This window comes from Polyangium sp. y55x31 (genome assembly GCF_029946505.1).
Lineage (GTDB): Bacteria > Myxococcota_A > Polyangia > Polyangiales > Polyangiaceae > Polyangium.
This window is the reverse complement of sequence record NZ_JARZHG010000006.1, coordinates 180,759-194,251: the sequence shown is the minus strand read 5'-3', so window position 1 is coordinate 194,251 and position 13,493 is coordinate 180,759. Positions and strand designations below refer to the sequence as shown.

Annotated in this window: 11 protein-coding genes; 6 read left to right on the top strand and 5 right to left on the bottom strand. The window is 69.4% G+C overall.

Going from position 1 to position 13,493, the window contains the following annotated elements; genetic code table 11:
* Nucleotides 1-115: 115 nt before the first annotated feature.
* On the bottom strand, nt 116-1,231 hold the full coding sequence (locus tag QHF84_RS14390) for a hypothetical protein (protein WP_281313850.1): 1,116 nt from the start codon (nt 1,229-1,231) through the stop codon (nt 116-118).
* A 50-nt stretch (nt 1,232-1,281) separates the two neighbouring features.
* Here QHF84_RS14390 and QHF84_RS14385 point away from each other — a divergent pair, with 50 nt between their 5' ends.
* Nucleotides 1,282-2,247: a serine/threonine-protein kinase gene (locus tag QHF84_RS14385; protein WP_281313849.1), complete on the top strand. Its 966-nt coding sequence runs from the start codon at nt 1,282-1,284 to the stop codon at nt 2,245-2,247.
* A 39-nt stretch (nt 2,248-2,286) separates the two neighbouring features.
* Nucleotides 2,287-2,673: a hypothetical protein gene (locus QHF84_RS14380; protein ID WP_281313848.1), complete on the top strand. Its 387-nt coding sequence runs from the start codon at nt 2,287-2,289 to the stop codon at nt 2,671-2,673.
* A gap of 1 nt (nt 2,674) precedes the next feature.
* Here QHF84_RS14380 and QHF84_RS14375 read toward each other — a convergent pair whose 3' ends face one another.
* The 4 genes from QHF84_RS14375 to QHF84_RS14360 are packed head-to-tail and all read right to left on the bottom strand — an operon-like array spanning nt 2,675 to nt 7,024.
* A complete protein-coding gene (locus QHF84_RS14375) occupies nt 2,675-3,625 on the bottom strand; it encodes a ferritin-like domain-containing protein (protein ID WP_281313847.1) in 951 nt (316 codons plus the stop codon).
* Nucleotides 3,626-3,635: 10 nt separating this feature from the next.
* Entirely contained in the window at nt 3,636-4,319 is a 684-nt protein-coding gene (locus QHF84_RS14370) for a hypothetical protein (RefSeq protein WP_281313846.1), read from the bottom strand.
* 38 nt (nt 4,320-4,357) lie between these two features.
* Complete coding sequence (locus QHF84_RS14365) at nt 4,358-5,806, bottom strand: GuaB1 family IMP dehydrogenase-related protein (RefSeq protein ID WP_281313845.1); 1,449 nt, start codon at nt 5,804-5,806, stop codon at nt 4,358-4,360.
* 45 nt (nt 5,807-5,851) lie between these two features.
* Nucleotides 5,852-7,024, bottom strand: a complete 1,173-nt coding sequence (locus QHF84_RS14360) for a hypothetical protein (RefSeq protein WP_281313844.1) — start codon at nt 7,022-7,024, stop codon at nt 5,852-5,854.
* 201 nt (nt 7,025-7,225) lie between these two features.
* Here QHF84_RS14360 and QHF84_RS14355 point away from each other — a divergent pair, with 201 nt between their 5' ends.
* From QHF84_RS14355 to QHF84_RS14340, 4 genes are all read left to right on the top strand, one after another.
* Entirely contained in the window at nt 7,226-9,046 is a 1,821-nt protein-coding gene (locus tag QHF84_RS14355; protein WP_281313843.1) for a hypothetical protein, read from the top strand.
* Nucleotides 9,043-10,809 carry an acetyltransferase gene (locus tag QHF84_RS14350; protein WP_281313842.1) on the top strand — a complete coding sequence of 589 codons (1,767 nt, stop codon included), beginning with the start codon at nt 9,043-9,045 and terminating at the stop codon, nt 10,807-10,809. The genes QHF84_RS14355 and QHF84_RS14350 overlap by 4 nt, the downstream gene beginning before the upstream one ends.
* A gap of 23 nt (nt 10,810-10,832) precedes the next feature.
* Nucleotides 10,833-12,284, top strand: coding sequence for an outer membrane protein transport protein (locus QHF84_RS14345; protein ID WP_281313841.1), 1,452 nt, complete (start codon nt 10,833-10,835; stop codon nt 12,282-12,284).
* Between the two features lie 245 nt (nt 12,285-12,529).
* Nucleotides 12,530-13,477: an alpha/beta hydrolase gene (locus QHF84_RS14340; protein WP_281313840.1), complete on the top strand. Its 948-nt coding sequence runs from the start codon at nt 12,530-12,532 to the stop codon at nt 13,475-13,477.
* The last annotated feature ends 16 nt before the right edge of the window (nt 13,478-13,493 follow it).

Genomic DNA, 13,493 nt, shown 5'->3' with positions numbered 1-13,493 from the left:
CATACCTTCCCGCCGGGCCCCTCCGGCGCCGGCACAGACGCTTTCGCGCGCCCGCCCGCTGCCACGAGTCACGCCGCGTGTCAACCGTCATGGCCGAGCCGCGGGAAAACGCGGCTCATCGACCGACCTTCATCACGCTCCCGCCGTTCGTCGCGTCCACCCAGAAGATACACGCCTTTCCCAGGGCGAAACGCGTGAGGCCCGTCCGCCCGCTCGTGTGCACGCGCGGCGCATCGGCCCCGCATCCGGCCGCGGGACAGCTCCGGATCGTGCCGCCCTCCGTGTCGCTCCAGTAGACGCGCCCCCCCGAGACGGCCACGTCGAAGGGTTTGTCCCCGGCCTCCGCCGGCTTGATCGCCGAAGGCTCGCTGCAATAGCCGCCTTTCGGACAACGCTGGACCGCGCCGCCGAGGTGCCACGACGGGAAATAAAACGAATCGTTGTCCACCGCGACGGACGAGGGGAACGCGAGCGCGCTCGCGACGGTCGTCGCGCTTCCCCCGGACGAACCCTGATAGATCGCGCCATTGGCGTTGCCATTGCCGAACTGCACCCAGAAGAGCTGGCCGCCGCTCGCGAGGATCGTGTCCGGTCGGAAGAGCCCCGTGGCATACTCCTTCGGCGTCGCGCAGTCGCCCGGCGCGCAGCCGTACACGCGGCCGTCGCTCTCGGCCGCGCCGCGATCGGTCCAGTAGACCGAGGCCCCGTCGTACGCGACGCGCCCGATCGTGCCTTGCGCGACGGACGACGTGACCTTCTGCCGCGTCTCCGTGCAAGCATCCGCCGCGCAGGACCAGAGCCCCTCGTCGTCCCCGTAAAACACGTTTCCGTCGCGCACCACGAGGCAACGCGGCGCGACCGCGGTCGTGAGCGCCTCCGGCGCCTCCGCGCCCGAGACGAACCGCATGACCTCACCGCCCTCCTGGTTCACCCAGTACACGCCGTCGCTCGCGGCCACGAGATCCGCGGCGCCGAGCGCGAACGCCGGCCCCTCCGCGACGGGCACGGGGGCGCACCCTCCCTCGGGACACGGATCGCATTCGAGCACGAGCGACCCGGGACCGCCGCCGCCGGTGCCGCTCGTGGTGCTGCTCCCGACATTGCTCCCGCCGCCGGCCGCGGCGCTCGGCAGGCCCGCGCCGAGGCGGTCGAGGTCGAGCCAGCAGGCGGCCGCCGGGAGCGCGATCGCCGCGAGCAAGAGGCCGGGAAGAAAGTTCGGGCGCGGAAGCATGGGCGCAGTGTAACCCGCTCGCGGCGCGGTCGTGGTACCCTCGGCCGCGCATGATGTCGGAATCGGACGAGGAGATCGCCGCGCGGCGCATCGGCACGTCGATCGGAAGCTGGATGATCGAGCGCGTGATCGGCATCGGCGGCATGGCGAGCGTCTTTCTCGGTCGCCGCGCCGATGGGTGCGTCGCGGCCATCAAGGTCCTCCACCCTTATCTGCTCGACGTGCGCGAGCTTCGAAAGCGGTTCCTCCGCGAAGGGCCCATCGGCAGCGCGCTCGCGGCCGTCGGCCCGCTCTGCGAGGGTCTGCCGCAGGTCTACGAGTCGGGCGTGGCCGAGGACGGCGCGGCGTTCCTCGCGATGGAGCTGCTCGACGGCGAGACCGTCTTCGATCGCATGGCGCGCAAAGGCGTGCTCTCCGTCGACGAGGTTTTGCGGATCGCGCACAAGGTCCTCGACGTGCTCGTCGTCGCGCACGCATTCGGCATCGTGCACCGCGACCTCAAGCCCGAGAACCTGCACGTCGGCAGGGACGCGCGGATCAAGGTGCTCGATTTCGGCATCGCGCGTGTCGACGCGCTCCCCGAGGGCACGGCGGAGCTGCCCGAGAAGACGGCCACGCGGACGGGCGTCGCCATCGGCAGCTACGAGTACATGGCGCCCGAGCAGGCCATGGGGAAAAACCAGGAGCTCGACGGCCGCACCGACATCTTCGCGCTCGGCGCGACCATGTTCCGCCTCCTCGGCGGTCGTTACGTGCATGGCGATCTCGAAGGCGCGGTCCTGCTCGTCGCCGCGGCCACGCGCCCCGCGCCTCCGCTCGCGTCCCTCGCGCCGCACATCCCCGCGCCGGTCTGCCGCGTCGTCGACATCGCGCTCGCGTTCCACAAGGAGGCGCGTTATCCCGACGCCGCGACGATGCGCTTCGACGTCTACTCACTCCGCGCCGGCAAAGCGCCGCCGTACGCGACGGCCGTCGCCGAGGGCCGCATTCGCGCGGGTGATCGCCCGCCCCGCTGACCTTGACAATCCGCACCTCGCGCGGTCCCATCGGCGCCCGTGGAAACGTTCAAGATGTGCGGCTGGCCCGCGTGGGTGATTCTGCTCTTCGCGATCATGGGGCTCGGCCTCGCGGCCCTCGGCTTCTTGCTCGCGCTTTTGAAGAAGCCGCTCGGCGGCGCGATCGTGGGCGGGGTCGCGGTCCTCGTATCGCTCGGCTCGATCGGGATGGGGCCCGTCGGCGCGATGCGGGGCCGAGCCGTGACGGACGATGCGCTCAGCGGGGATTACATCGACGCGTCCCAGAAGGCGAAAATCCGCGAGATGGGGTATGCCGAAGCCGACGGTTGCAAGGACGTCGGCCTGGCCCTCGGTTCCACGCCGCTCTTCGCCTCCCTCGGCGCCCTCGCGCTCGGGCTCGTCCTCCACAGCCGGAAAAAAGACTGATTCAGGCCGCCGCGTCGATCCCGATCGCCGCGACGAACCTTTTCGCGAGCACCTCCGCCTCCGCCGCGCCGGGCAAACCCAGGACCCGCAGCGCCTCGTCGCGCTTTGCATCCGGCACGCGCGGGGCGAGCAGCGCATGCGCTGCTTCCCTCCGCGCCGCCTCCACGCGCGCCCGCGCCGCGGGGCCGAGCCGCCGCCTCGCCCACGCATCGATCGCATGAGCGAGCGCCGCGTGGCGCGCCTCGTCGTCGGCGATCTGCACCATTGCGACGCGCACCTCCGCATCCTTCGCGAACGTCGCTTGCCACCGCGCCACGAGCGCGCCGAACGCCTCGCGCACGCAGCCCTCGGCCGCGTTGTGCGTCGCGAGCTCCTCCAGCGACGCGCGCCGCGTCGACCCCGCCGTTCGTCCCGACACACGCGCCCCGTACCGCCGCGCGAGCGCCTGCGTGCGCCGCGTGTGCCTCTGCTCCTCCTCGGCCGCCCGTGAGGCCGCCCGGAGGAGTTTCCGAGGTGCCCCGAGCGCGGCGAGATCCCGCCGGAGCTCCCGGAACGCGATCACCGACCCGGCTTCGAGCGCCGCCGCGTGCACGAGCCATTCGCCCGCCGCCCCGAGGTCCTTGGTGTCCCAACATTGCGCCGGGCCGCGTTGCCCGAGCGGCCGCCGCCCGGCGCCGCAATTCCCCATCTGCGTGCACTCGATCGCGGGCATCGCTCCCCCGTCTTCGAGCGGGATCGACGTCGGCACGCACGAGATCCCGTTCGGACATTTGCGCTGGCACTCGTCGGCGATCCAGTCGCCAGCGTCCTCGACGCCGCCGTCGCTGCTCGGCGGCAGGAGCGGGATCTGGGCCACGTTGTCCGGACAGGGCCCGCACGCGAGCCCTCGCGCCCCGAGCGCCGTCGTGGCGATGATCATGCCGAAAATTCTTTCGAGGTGTCTCTTGTTCATGGCGTCGTCCTCAGGGCGAGGTGGGGATCAGAATCGATCGCGTTTGCATCCCGCCGGGCGCGGGCGACGCGCCGAGCCCGGGCGCGATGGTCCCGCTCGACGAGGACCGCGTGATCCACACGCGGAAATCGCAGTCGGTTGTCCCGGGCTCGATCGCGAGATCCGCCGGCTGGATCGCGTACACGCCGGGATCCTCCGCAAAGTACCGCGAAATCGGCCACGACAAACAGGGGGCCGTCACGTCGAGCCACGTCTCGAACGTGCCGTCCGCCGCGTCCCAGTGGATCGGGATGGGCGACGCGCGCGACGCTGTCGTGCTCGGGACCACGATCGAAAAAGGCGGCGGCGCCACGAGCTTGCTCACGAATCGCTCGCTGCCACGCGAAAACACGAGGTCGAGCTCCGTGGCGCTCGTTTCGAGCTGCGCCACGTACCCGAACCCGCCCGAGACGAGGGTTTGCGCGGGTCCGCCGGGCTCTTCGAGGCTCAAACGATCGGGGTTTTCCAGCGTGACGCTCGTCCCGTCGCCGAGCATCGTGACCAGGACCTGGGCCGTGCCGCCGTTCGTGCGCAGCTCGACGTAGAGCGAGAGCTCGGCCGGCGTGAACGTGGTCGACGTGCGTGGCTCGGAGGATTCGCTGCTGCACCCCGGGGCGGAGGCGAGGAGCAAAACGGCGAGGAGCGGCGAGCGCATCCCCGGAGCTTACCCGAACATCGCCTCCGCCGGGAGCGTCAGCGCCGCACGGCGCCGTGGGGTTTGCCCTCGCCGTAGCCCGCGAGCGTCTGCACCCCGATCACCGCCTTTTCATGGAGCTCGGGCAAGGTCTTCGCGCCCGCGTACGTGCCGGCCGATTGCACGCCCGTGATCATGTCGACGAGCAGCGCGCCCACGCTCTCCTTGCCTTCCTGGATGTAAATGCGCGACGTCGAAATGCCCTCCCGGAAGAAGCCCTTTTTCGCGCGCTCGAACGGATCGATGTCCGCCGTCCGATCGTGCACGGCGCGGGCGCTCGCCATGCCGTAATTCTCCTTGTAAAGCGCGCCCTCGCGGTCCTCTTTCACGTCGCCGGGGCTCTCGTACGTGCCCGCGAGCGCCGTGCCCACCATCACGCGCGACGCGCCCGCCGCGAGGTAGAGCGCCACGTCGCGCGGGTATTTCACGCCGCCGTCGGCCCATACGTGTTTTCCGTGCGCGTGCGCCTCGCGCGCGCACGCGAGCACCGAGCTGAACGTCGGCCGGCCCGCGCCCGTTTGCATGCGCGTCGTGCACATCGCGCCCGGGCCCACGTTGACCTTCACGACGTCGGCGCCCGCCTCCAGCAAATCACGCGTGCCCTCGGCCGTGCACACGTTGCCGGCGACGAGCGGCACGGCGGTCCCGATCGCTCTCCGCACGGCGCGGATGGCCTCGATCATGCGCCGCTGATGGCCGTGCGCCGTGTCGAGCACGATCGCCGACACCCCGATGTCCACGAGCCGACGGGCGAACTCGGGCGCATTCGCCGAAATGCCCACCGCGGCCGCGACCATGAGCTCGCCGTTCGTGGACAAACTCGGCCGGAGCAGCTCCAGCCGCACGGCGTCGTCCCGCGTCAAGACGCCCACGAGCTTGCCCTCGGCGTCGAGCACGGGCACGGCTTTCACGCGCGCCTCTTCCATGAGGAGGAATGCGTCGCGGTTCGGCGTGCCTGCGGGGATCGTCACGAGGCGCGAGGACATGAGCGCCGAGGCGGGCGTGTACTGGTCTCGATCGCGCAGATCCGCGTGCGTGACGATGCCGAGCACGCGGCGCTCGTCGTCCACGACGACGACCATGTCGTGTGAACGTTTGCGGATGATGCCTTGCACGTCGCGCAGGCTCTCGCGCGGCGAGACCACGAGGGGCGTGTCGTAGCGGGGATCGGCGCTTTTGATGTGCCGGACGATGCGCTCGGTCGTATCGAGGGCCATGTCCTGGGGGAGCACGCCGAGCCCGCCGAACCGGGCCATCGTCTCGGCCATGCGTTTGCCCGTGACGGCATTCATGTTCGCCGAGACGATCGGGTGCGACCCGCCCGGAAAATCGACCGGCCGGAGATCGACGTCGAGGCGCGAGACGCCCTCGAAATACCCTGGCGTCAGGAAGACGTCTTCGAGCGCGAGCTCGAGGCTTTCGTCTCGCTCGGGATGGAGGAATCGCATGCGGCAACTGTAGCCGAATGCGGCGAAAGCGACGAGGTGCTCGGTCTATTGCGGCCCGGCGGCTTCGGGCGCGGCGGGGGCGGCGGGCGGCGGCTCGGCGGGCGCAGCGGGCTCCTTGGCGGGCTCGGGCGCAGGCGCGGGCGCGGCCGGCGGCTCGCTCGGCGGCGGCTTCGTGGCCTCGGGCTCGGTCTTCGGCTTCTCCTGGGCGGGCGCGGGCAAGAGGTCGCCGGTGATGTTCAGCGCGAGGATGATGTAGGGGACGGCCTGCGAGACGTCCTGGCCCGTGCGATAAGGCGATTTCAGCCACCAGTTTGCGACGAGCAGGATCGTCGGCTCGAGCGCCGCGCCGTCCGGCTTCTTGAACGTCCACGCCGCGATGGGGCCGATGCGGTGGATGGCGCCGGGCGCGCGCGTCTTGTCGTCGCCGGGACCGAAATGTTCGTCGTTGTAAAACGCCCGGCCCGTCGTCCAGCGCAGGCCGACGGTCAGGCGGTTGTCGAGGCCCTGGTAGAGGAGATCGGCGTCGTTCGAGTACCAGACGCCGCCGTCGCCCACGAGCAGATCGTAAAAGATATCGTAAAAGACGCGGTCGCCCTGGCGCAGCTTCATGTCGGGGCGCCCGAAGCGGAAGAGGTTGCGCGCCGCGACGGGGCCGAACTTGAACTGGAGGTTCGCGCCGGCGATGAGCTGCGTCCCGGTCGTCGAATAGTTTTTCTGCGGATCGCCCTTTTCGAGGTCGCCGCGCCGCGCGAGCTCGGTGTCGCTGTAGTCGACCTTCGTCGCATCGGCCGTGGGGTACGATTGCAGGAAGTTGAAGGCGCCGAAATACCCGATGCCCTCGTAGAGCGCCCAGAGCTGGAGGAAGCTCGCCGGCTGGATCTGGATCGTGGGGCCGCCGCGGGCGAACGCGCCGCTCAGGGAGGGCGCGAGTCCAATGCCGATGAAATTGTCCCGGAGCGCTGCGCTCTCGCTCTTGTAAAGGCGGTATCGGTAGACGAAACGGGCGTCCGTGATGAGGCCGAGCGGATTCCACCGGAACAAGGTCAAATCGGTATAGACGATCCGGTGCTGTGGGGGCGGTCCGTCCCGGTACGCCTGGGCGTCGGCGTCCGGGGCGGTCGAAAGCGTGAAAAGCGCCGCGAGGGCGGCGAGCGAAGGGGCGAGGAAGCGGCGCATGGGGAGCTCCGTGGAGAGGCGGTCGCCTCTTGAAATGGGCATCCTATGGCCTCCCATTGTTGGAGGTCAAGCGTTCTGGACGTCCCGACCCAGGCGCGGCGCACCTGCCGTTGACGGAGCATGGCACCGCACAACGATCTCGTTTGGAACGGGAGAAGGCGAGCTGGCCCGGGGTTATGCCGCGTCGCGTAAAGCGTCTCGGGCGGTCACGACCTCCTTTTCGTTCCGACGGAGATGCGCGCCATGCGGACCTCGACACGCTCCCGTTTCTGGCTCCTCTGCCTCCCGCTCGCCGCCTGCGGGGGCGCCGCGAACAGCGAGGTTTCCGGCATCGACCAGCCGACCGAAGGCGACGACGACGCGCCCACGCCGCCGCAAATTCTCGCGAATCGGTTCCTCCTCGCCGTTCCCGGGCTCGAGGCGCCCGAGGAGATCACGCTGGAGCTCGACAAGGCAAAGGCGCTCGAAATGTTCGGCGAGGCGGCCGCGCGCCGCATTCATATCCTCGACGTCGACTCGACGGCGCTGCTCGGTCACGTCCTCGACACCATCCGCGACGCCTGCGGCAAGGGCTGGAGGATCGATCGGAAAAACCCCGGATACGATTGTACGCAAACGGCGCTCGGCCGGACGTTCGGGTCCACGTGGCGGACCTCGGCCGAATTCGGCCTCGTGCGGCTCCTCGGCATGACGCCGGCGAACACGGATCTCTCGGGGACGAGCCTCGAGACGTTCGCCGCGCTCGTCGAGCAAAACCCGGACACGTTCCGCTTCGATTTCCCCCGGGTGCTCGCCGAGAGCCTCGGCATTGGCCGCACGGACCCCGTCGTGCCCACGGACGCGCTCGTCCGTTCTCTCCAGGAGAACCTGCTCGGCACGCACCCGGGGATCGGCAATCCATCCGGAAAACTCCCGGTGACCCTGTATGACGCCCTGAAAGATCTCACGACCTTGCCGGAGAAATTCGGCCCCATACCGGGCGAGCACCCCGGCGTGCTCGTGCCGGACGACGCGAATTTCGCCACGCGGAGCGACGTGCTCGGCCCCGATTTCCGGATGCGTGTGGTCGCCGCCTCGAACCTGCGCCGCGTGCGCGGGGTCGACCTCTCGTCCGGCGGCGGCGACATGTTCGTGATGGAAGGCCGCGCGCCGCTCTCGTTCGATTTCGAGGATCCCGAGCGGCTCGTGATCCAGGGCGTCGCAAATGTGCCCACGGTCGACATGCGGTTCGCGACCGTCGAGGCGGACCATTTCATCCCCTCTTGCGCGGCCGACCCCGGCTGCCGCCCGTATTTCCTGGAGTCGATCGTGACGAGCGGCGCGCACCGCGCGTACGGGCGGCGGTCGTACGATCGTTGTTTTGTCGCGCTGAACGGCGAATGTCTGGTCGGCGTGGCGATCGGGCAGGGCGGCGCGCCGCCGGGGTGGATCTCGTTCGCGAATGCGATCCGCGGTGTGACCGTGCCGGAGCCGCAGTATCTGTGGGATCTGCTTTCGCAGGTCGCGCAGATTTCGCTCCACGATCCGACGGGCGACGGCACGCCGGACATCCCCGAGGGCGCCGCGCGGCCCGTGTTCGCGCTGCGGGACGTGCCGATCGGTCCGAGCGGCGCCGAGCTCGTGCGAGCGATGCGGCCGACGTTGCAATCGCAGGCGGATCTGATGGCGAACGTCATCGTCGGCAGGTTCTGGGAGAACAACCACGATCTCGATTTTTACGTGCGACGCGGCGGGGAAGGCGGGCCGCCGCTCCTGTATTTCGTGGCGCCGTCCGATCGCAAGCCCAATCCCGCGGGCTCCGACCGTCCGAAGCCGTACGGCTACGAGCGCCCCGGGTTTTTCACGAGCCCGAATCTCGCCGAAGGGAGCCGCGTCTCCAAGCGGCAGATTCCGGGCGTGGTCGACACGGAGCACGAGAAGTTGCCGCTCTCGCCGGGCGAGCTCGTGCTTTATGCGGAGGACGACGCGCGCGACATTTACGAGATCCGGATCCTGGTGCCCGAGGAGGAGGGACGCGACATGGTCGTCGATTTCGAGAAGGTCGCCTCGCGGAGGTCGCGATGACCACGAGACGAGTCTCCGCCCTGCTCGTCCTCCTCGGCGCCTCGGCCGCGGGCTGCGTCGAGCCCGTCACGCTCGCGCCGCCCCCGCCCGAAAGCGAGCTCGCCGTGGGCGAGAGCCGCGAGGTCACGTTGCGGTTCTTGCGGCTCGATGTGAAGGATTTCGCGCAGACGCTCGGCCCGGAGGAGCTCCGCCGGTTGCCGCGAAAAACCCTCGAGGAGACCTGGCTCTTCGACATGGAGCTCCGGCCGCTCGTGGAGAATGCGCTCGATCGATTCACGCATCTCCCCCTGGAGGAGGCGAAAGCGCTGCCGCAGCCGGCGTGGAACATGTTCGCGCTGCTCAACATGACGCCGGCGAGCGCGCGGCTCGATGGAACGTCGCTCGCCGGGCTCACGGCCGTGGGCGAGGCGGTCGGGATCTCGCCGTCGCGGATCCTCGCCGACCTCGCGGGCGTGGGGCCGAACGAGCCGCTCGCCGCGCGATCGATCGTCGCCGACGTCGTGCTCGATCAGGTTGTCGCGACGCACCCGCGCGCGCGCATACGCAGCGGCCCGGTGACCGCCGATCACCCTGAGGGACTTTACGACGTGGAGAAGGGCAAGATCGCCCTGACCCTCTACGACGTGGCCACGGATTTCGCCTCGCTCTCGGAGCGGTTTGGCCGGGCGCCGCTCGATCCGGCGCATCCGGAAGGGCCCGCGCATCCCGGGTTTCTCCGGTCCGCCTCCGGTCTCTCGGCCGCCGAGGGCGGCTTCCGGATGACGGTGCGGCTCGACGTGAATGCGCTGCCGTACCGAGGCGTCGAAGCCTCGCACGCCCGCATCGCCAGCGTGAACTCGATCGGCGGGCAGATCGGCCGCGCCTTCGATTTCTCCGATCCCCGGTGGCTCGAGGTCCAGGGGCTCGCGGAGGACCTCTCGATCCGGGAAATGACGATGACGATCGACGAGGACCCGACGTACCTCGCGCCCGGGACGAGCCGAGACCCGCGGCCGCTCGGCAATTCGCCGGTCTGGAACGCGGCGCCGTGGGTCGAAGAGCGGGTTCTCGCCGAGACGGGGCGGCGCCTCGCGGCGCGGATCTCGCCCCATTGCACCACGTATTCGCCGGCGGGCGAGGTCTCCGATCCGTTCGAGGCCGTACGGGTGTGCATCGACGCGGATGGCTGGGTCCGGATCGACGTGGATCCGAGCGTGATCCTCGCAGTGCCGCCGCCACGGCCGTCGTATTACTGGGACATGCTCCTCGAAGTCGCAGAGGCGCGCATGCACGACGGCGGGCTCGCGGAGGGTGAGGCGAATGTGGTCATGCCCGTGCACGACGTGCCCGTCGGCGTGCGGACCGAAGACGTCGTCGCGCGGATCCGGGAGAACATCGAGACGAGTCCCGTCGTGCTCCGGGACATGGCCGAGGCGCTCACGCAAAATACCCGCGGCGATGCCGATTTCTTTTACGTGCAGCCCGACGGCACCGCCGAGGATTGGCTCTATTTCGTGGCGCCCGAGGACATCCGCAAGGACACCGAGGGCAACCCCGTCCGGCCGTATGCCTACACGAGCCCGGGGTTCTTCGCGGATCCCGCGCTCACGCGGAAGGTCTCCTCGCGCGTCGAAATCGACGGGGACGACACGCACGAAAAGGTGCGCATCGAGCCGGGCGACCGGCTCTACGTGAAGGACGCCGAGGGGCGCGTCTTCGAGATCGTCGCGGAGGGGAAGCCGAGCCTGCACAGGCTCACGCTCGTCGTGACGCGCGCGTCGTGAATCGATCGAAGGGGGAGAGCACCATGTCACGTCGTCCGCTGCGAATCGCGTCCCTGCCCCTCGCCCTCGGCTCGCTGCTCGCGTCGCAAGGCGCGGGCGCTTCCGGGCTCGACGCGCCGCTCGTGGGGAGCGGTCAATCCGGGCCGACGATCTCGGACGGCGCCGCCGTCCACTGGAACCCCGCGGCGCTCGCCGATATCGATCGCCCCGAGCTCTTCGGCGGCGCGGGCCTCGTCGCAGGGAGGGTCGGATATCGTCGCGAGCGGCGCGGGGTCTACCAGACGCCCGACACCTTGCGATTGCGCGGGCCCTTGGCGATCGGCGAGACGGACCCCGGCAAGCGAGGTTTTTCCGAGGAGGTGGCGGCGACGCCGATAGCGCCGACGGGGGATCTGTTTTTCGCGTTGCCCGTGGCCGAGCGGCGGCTCGTCTTCGGGCTCGGCGCGTACGTGCCTTATGCAGCGGCGCTCCGGTTTCCGGAGAATGGCCCGCAGGCGTGGCAGCTTCAGCAGGCCTTCATCGTGGCGTCCTACGTGACGGCGAGCGCGGCCTTACGCGTCCTGCCCAACCTCTCGTTCGGCGCGGGCGTCTCGTACGTGGGCGGGCTCGCGAGCCTCCGCAAGAAGCAAGATCTGGCCGAGCTGCCCGAGATTCAGCGCGCGTTCTCGAACCCACCGATTGGCCAGCCAAACGAGTTCGGTCCGAACGCGCCGAGCCGCGTGCGCGAGCTCGACGTGCTCTCGCGGCCCATGTCCATCACGAACGCCCTGAGCCACGGGGTCTCGTTCAACGTCGGCCTTCTGTATCAGCCCTCCGAGGACGTGCGCCTCGCGCTGGCCTACCAGCACGGCGCGCAGATGCGCTATCGGGGGCGCTTCGCGCTCGACAAGAACGATCCGTTTTTCACGCAGGACCTCGCCGCGCAGGGGCTCCAATATCCGCCCCTCGTCCAAGGAGACGCCGAGCTCGCGTTCCGGCTCCCGAAGCGGATCACTGCGGGCGCCTCGGTTCAGGCGACGCGCGCCTTCCGGGTCGACGGGTTCGTCCAGTACGTGACCTATTCGGACGTGGATGCGTTCGTCGTGATGGCCCGATCGCCAAAGCTCGCGCAGCCGAGGCTCGGGATCGGCCCCTCGGTGCGGGCGATCTTGCCGCGGAAATGGAATGACACGGTGTGGGTGGAGGCCAATGGGCGGTTCGTGATCTCGAGGCTCTTCACGATGTCGGCGACGGTCGGGTATCAATCGCCGGCCTCGCCCGACGAGACGATCGACGTGGGCTCGCCCGACGGGCACCGTCTCATCGGCGGCCTCGGGGCTGTGGTCCGGGCGACGCAATGGCTCGATTTGCACGCCGACGCGCGCGCGCAGGGGATCCTGCCGCGGACGGTGACGACCTCGCGGAACGACCTCGCCAATGGGAGGTACACGATGGCGATCGGATACCTCGGCGGGCACGCGAAGGCGCGATTCTAGCCGCCTGCCGACGCGCCCGGTCAGCCGGGCTCCATCGAACCTCGATCGGAAGATACGCCGGTCGGGGGCGCGACGGGATCGAGGTCCTTCGATCGGTGACGGTTGCGGCGGGCATTGTCGCCAACCGTTCGTCAATGTCAAGCAAAATCAACGAAAGTACGCGCATTCTGGCGTCGAATGTGGTTTTTCGTGGTCCGCGAGGCACGGCCCTTGTTCCTTCCCATCAATCGTGTTGTGATTTCATCATGACACCCTCCCTGCCTCCACCTCGCCGTCCCCTCCACGTCGCCCATGTGCTCCGTCGTGCTGGCCAGATTGGAACGCTCGCGCTCGCGCTCGCGAATCTCGCCGGTTGTGGAGGGGAGCCCGAAGCGTTTTCCGAAGAGCTCACGGCGGAGGCGGAGGGCGCCGTCGTGGCGGGGCCCCTGGTCATTGCGTATGGGTCCGAGCCGGACCAGTTTGGCGAGCTGCGTGTCCCTTCGTGCCCGGGCCCGCACCCCGTTGCGGTGATTCTCCACGGCGGGTGCTGGACGACGCTCTTCGGCTACGACCTCATGAGCGACATGAGCGAGGACCTCACGAGCGCGGGCATCGCCACCTGGAACATCGAATTCCGAAGGATCACGTACGGCGGCACGGATGACGGACATCCGGAGACGTTCCGCGACGTGGGCATGGCCATCGACGCGCTGCGCACGCTCGCCCCCGTCCACGATCTCGATCTCGACCACGTAGTGACTGTGGGCCACTCCGCCGGCGGCCATCTCGCCATCTGGGCCGCCGCGCGCCCGAATCTCCCCACGTCGAGCAGCATCCGCGGCGCCGACCCGCTCCCGCTTTCGGCCGCCGTCTCCCTCGCCGGCGTGCTCGATCTCGCCGATCCCGTGGCGGTCGGCGCGTGCGGGACCCTCGCCGGGCAGCTCCTCGGCGGTACGCCCGCGGAGGTGCCGGAACGTTATGCGGAGACAAACCCGAGCGAGCTCGTGCCGATCGGCGTGCCGCAGTCGCTCATCCACGGGACCGCCGACGACGTCATCCCGCTCTCGGGCAGCGTGAACTATCGCCACCACGCGCATGACGCAGGCGACCAGGTCTCCTTGAAGAAAGTCCACAACGCCGACCACTTCGACGTGATTACCCCAACGTCCTCCAAGTGGCCGCAGGTCCGAGCCCGGATCCTCCAGGCCTTCTGAGAATGAGGGCCTGCGC